Genomic DNA, 4,410 nt, shown 5'->3' on the forward strand with positions numbered 1-4,410 from the left:
CACCCGTCGGCGGGCCCGCCGGACCCCGGGCGGCGTGCCCGCGCAGCCGTCGACGGCAGCATCCGGGACGGCAGCACCGTCGGCGGCCGCTGCACCGTCGGCGACCGCTGCACCGTCTGCGCCCGCAGACAGCCCCTCGACGGGGACCCGGGCCGAGCCTGGCCCCGGCTTCCTGCGCGCCGAGGCGCCCGGGACGGGCGGCGCCAAGGTCCTGGCCAAGCCCCCCGTCCGCAGGCTCGCGCGCGACCTCGGCGTCGAGCTCAGCCAGGTGCCGCCCGGCGAGGACGGCATCGTCACGCGGGAGGCCGTGCTCGCCGCGGCCGGGCAGCAGCGCGCGGACCAGCAGGCTCGTGACCGGGCGACGGACGGGACCGGCGGCGGCCCGGCCGCGGCGGGGCGGGCACCGGCGGACCAGCCGGGGGACGTCCGCATCCCCGTCAAGGGTGTCCGCAAGGCCACGGCGGAGGCCATGGTCGCCAGCGCGTTCACCGCGCCCCACGTCACCGAGTGGGTGCAGGTCGACGTCACGGAGTCGGTCCGGTTGCTCGAGCGGCTCAAGGCGGACCGGTCGGTGCGCGACGTCCGGCTGAGCCCGTTCACGCTCGTGGCCCGGGCGATGTGCCTGGCCGTGCGCCGGCACCCGGGGGTCAACGTGTCCTGGGACGAGCCCGCCCGGGAGATCGTCGTCCACGGCAGGGTCGGTCTCGGCTTCGCCGCCGCCACGGAGCGCGGCCTCGTGGTGCCGGTCGTGCCGGACGCCGCGTCCCTCGACCTGCCGGAGCTGGCCCGCCAGGTGGCCGACCTCGTCGACACGGCCCGTGCCGGGCGGCTCCAGCCGGCGCAGCAGGCGGGCGGCACCCTGACCGTCACCAACGTCGGCGTCTTCGGCGTCGACGGCGGCACCCCGATCCTGCCGCCGGGCACCGGGCTGATCCTCGCCTGCGGGCAGGTCCGGCGGATGCCGTGGGTGGTCGGCACCGGGGACGCCGAGCAGGTCGTGCCCCGCGACGTCATGACGCTCGCGGTGTCCTTCGACCACCGGATGATCGACGGCGAGCTCGGCAGCCGGTACCTGGCCGACGTCGCGCGGCTCCTGGAGGACCCGGGCTACGGCCTCGCCTGGGCCTAGCCGCCCAGGGGGATCTGGCACGACGAGGGCCCGGTACGACGGAGGGCCCGGCCCGGCAGGTCGCCGGGCCGGGCCCTCGGTGGGTCGTCGGGGTGTGTCAGGCCCCCGGGGAGGCTGCCCCGGTGGCGCGGACCGCGGCGCCCCGGACCTCGGCGGAACGGTCCTCGTCGGTGCGGGCGACGTCCGCCTCCCCGCCGGCGAGGGCCTCCTGCGCGCGCGCCTCTTCGGCGAAGGCGTCCTCGCGCTCCTCCATCGCCGACTTGGTGCGCAGCGGCACCTCCGGCAGCAGGCTCACCACGACGAGCCCGACCACCGTGATCGCGGCGGCGATCCAGAACACGAGCTGCACGGCGTCGGCGAACCCGGCCTGGAAGGGCACGGCGAGCACCGGGTCGAGCGTGGCCAGGAACGAGGAGTCGTCGAGCACGCCGGTGCCGTCCAGCGCAGGCGTGCCGCCGGCGGCGATGGTCTCCTGGGCGGCGGCGAGCTGGTCGACGACGACCGCGTTGGCGGGGTCGGCGAGGACCTCGGGGTCCTCCAGCGCCGCCACGAAGGCGGGGTCGGAGAACGCGTCGGCGAAGCGGGCGGAGATCCGGTCGCCCACGGTCCCGAACAGGACGGACAGGAACACGGCGGTGCCGAGCGTGCCGCCCATCTGGCGGAAGAACGTCGCCGAGCTGGTCGCCACGCCGATGTCCTTGGCCGGCACGGCGTTCTGCACCGCGAGGGTGATGGGCTGCAGGTTGCCGCCCAGGCCCAGGCCGAACAGCACCATGACGACCGACGTCAGCCACAGCGAGGTGGTCGCGGTGATCTGGGCGAGCAGCAGGAACGAGACCACGAGCAGCGCGGTGCCGACGACCGGGAACACCTTGTAGCGGCCCGTGCGCGAGATCAGCTGCCCAGAGACGATCGAGCCGATCATGATCCCGAGCGTGAGCGGGAGCAGGCTGAGGCCGGCCAGCGTGGGGCTCTGGCCCTTGACCAGCTGCAGGTACAGCGGCAGCGAGGCCAGGCCGCCGAACATGGCCAGCCCGATGACGAAGCTGGACAGCGTGCCGACGGAGAAGGACCCGATCCGGAACAGCCGCAGCGGGAGCAGGGCGTCGTCGCCGTAGCCCCGCTCGACGAGGACGAACAGCACGAGCCCGACGACCCCGCCGACGAGGCTGAGCAGCGCCGGCAGCGACGTCCAGCCCCACTCGCGGCCCTGCTCGGCGAGGATGAGCAGCGGCACCAGGCCCGCGGTGAGCAGCAGCGCGCCGGGCCAGTCGACCCGGTGGGGGCGGCGGGTGTGGGGGATGTTGAGCGTCCGCTGCACGACGAGGAACGCGACGATGCCGATCGGGACGTTGAGCAGGAACACCCAGCGCCAGCCGGTGAGGCCGAGCAGGGTGTCCGCACCGGCGAAGAAGCCGCCGACGACCGGGCCGAGCACGCTGGCGGTGCCGAACACCGCGAGGAAGAAGCCCTGGTACCGGGCCCGCTCCCGCGGCGGCACGATGTCGCCCACGATGGCCAGCGCGAGCGAGAACAGCCCGCCGGCGCCGAGGCCCTGGACCGCGCGGAACGCCGCGAGCTCGACCATCGACGTGGCGAACGAGCACAGCACCGACCCGACGACGAAGACGCCGATGGCGGTGGAGAACAGCGGCTTGCGGCCGTAGAGGTCGCTGAGCTTGCCGTAGAGCGGGGTGGAGACCGTCGCGGTGATGAGGTAGGCGGTGGTCGCCCAGGCCTGCAGCGACAGGCCCTGGAGGTCGTCCGCGATGGTCCGGATCGACGTGGCGACGATGGTCTGGTCCAGCGCGGACAGGAACATCCCGGCGATGAGGCCGCCGAAGATCGCGTAGACCTGCTTCTGGGACAGCCGCGGGGCGGCGTCGACGGGCGCTCCGCCGGCGGCGGCGGGGGGAGTCGGCGAGCTGCTCACCGGCGGTCCTTCCGGGTGGTGGGGGCGACCAGGGCGTCGACGGTGCCGGCGTCCAGGTCGAGGACGGAGTCGTTGAAGCGGGCCAGCGCGGTCGCCAGGGCGTCGACGTCGGCCGGGTCCCAGCCCGCGAGGGCGCGCCCGACGAGCGCGTTGCGCAGGGCACGGGTGTCCTCGAAGGCCTGCCGGCCGCTGGGGGAGGCCTGCACCAGCCAGGCGCGGCCGTCGTCCGGGTCCGCGACCCGCTCGACGTGGCCGCTGCGCTCGAGGGCGGCGACGTGGCGCGACGTGGTGGACGGGTCGAGGCCGAGCAGGTCGGCCAGGCGCGACGTGCGCGCCGGCCCGTCGGTCGTCAGGTGGAACAGGACCGCCAGGCCCGAGCCCTCGAGGCCGTGGCCGGACGCGCGGAGCACGCGCGCCCGGAACAGCTCCATCGACTTCTTGAGCCGGACCAGCTGCATGGCCACCCGGTCGGGGCCGGCGGCAGGCGCGGCAGGACCGGCTCCCGGTCGGGTCACCGGACCGTCCGCGGACGGGGGCCGTGGGCCCGGTGGGGACGCGGTCGGGGTGGGCTGCACCGGCCAAGTGTATGCACCATGCACCTATCCTGAAGACCACGGCCGCCGCACCCCGTCCGGTCGGGGCCACGTACCGTGGTCGTCGTGCCGACCCGCGCGACCACCCCCGTGACCAGCCCCGACCCCCGGGACCGGCGTGCCCCTGCCGCCCGTCACGCGGCGGTCGCCCTCGTCGCGCCGCTCGTGCTCCTGCTGTCCCTGGTCGTCGCCGGGCCCGCGTCGGCCCACGCCCGCTTCACCGGCTCCGACCCGGCCGAGGGCAGCCAGGTCGACGCCCTGCCCGCGGCCGTCGTCATGAGCTACTCCGAGGAGATCGCGCCGCAGTTCGTCGAGGCGGCCGTCGTGGCCCCCGACGGGACCACGGTGCCCACCACCTCCAGCGCCGCGGGCACCGACGTCACCGTCGACCTGGGTGGCGAGGTCGCCGCCGCGGCCGACCAGACCGGCACGTGGCAGGTCGTCGCCCGCGTCGTCAGCGTCGACGGCCACCCCGTCGAGCACACCACCAGCTTCGTCCTCACCGCGGCCGCCGCCCCGCCGGCCCCGGCCGAGGGGACGACGGCCGCACCGACCGCAGGGACGACCGGAGAGGCCACCCCGGAGGCCACGAGCGAGGCGGCGGGCGCCACGGACGCGGCTACCGGCGTCCCGGCCGACCAGGCGTCGACCGAGCCCGTGTCCGCCGTCACCGACGGGCTGCCCCGCTGGGCGCTCGTCGTCGGCGCGCTCGTCCTCGTCGCCGCGGCGGCCGCCGCGCTCGTGGTCCAGCTGCG

At 75.9% G+C, this 4,410-nt stretch carries 4 protein-coding genes; 2 read left to right on the forward strand and 2 right to left on the reverse strand.

All coding sequences use genetic code 11. The features are described from left to right. Nucleotides 1-1,129 (forward strand): dihydrolipoamide acetyltransferase family protein (locus WCS02_RS17855; protein WP_340295625.1); only part of this gene is annotated, 1,129 nt, incomplete at its 5' end. A gap of 97 nt (nucleotides 1,130-1,226) precedes the next feature. Here the strand turns inward: WCS02_RS17855 and WCS02_RS17860 are convergent. Then, nucleotides 1,227-3,062 (reverse strand): MDR family MFS transporter, encoded by a 1,836-nt coding sequence (locus WCS02_RS17860; RefSeq protein WP_340295627.1) that lies wholly within the window; start codon nucleotides 3,060-3,062, stop codon nucleotides 1,227-1,229. Then, nucleotides 3,059-3,577, reverse strand: a complete 519-nt coding sequence (locus WCS02_RS17865) for a MarR family winged helix-turn-helix transcriptional regulator (protein ID WP_340295629.1) — start codon at nucleotides 3,575-3,577, stop codon at nucleotides 3,059-3,061. The genes WCS02_RS17860 and WCS02_RS17865 overlap by 4 nt, the downstream gene beginning before the upstream one ends. A gap of 144 nt (nucleotides 3,578-3,721) precedes the next feature. On the opposite strand from WCS02_RS17865, the gene WCS02_RS17870 reads away from it, so the two are divergent. Further along, nucleotides 3,722-4,410, forward strand: a 689-nt coding sequence (locus tag WCS02_RS17870; protein ID WP_340295631.1) for a copper resistance CopC family protein, incomplete at its 3' end; no start/stop codon positions are given.

Origin of the sequence: Aquipuribacter hungaricus (assembly GCF_037860755.1) — a bacterium.
GTDB lineage: Bacteria > Actinomycetota > Actinomycetes > Actinomycetales > JBBAYJ01 > Aquipuribacter > Aquipuribacter hungaricus.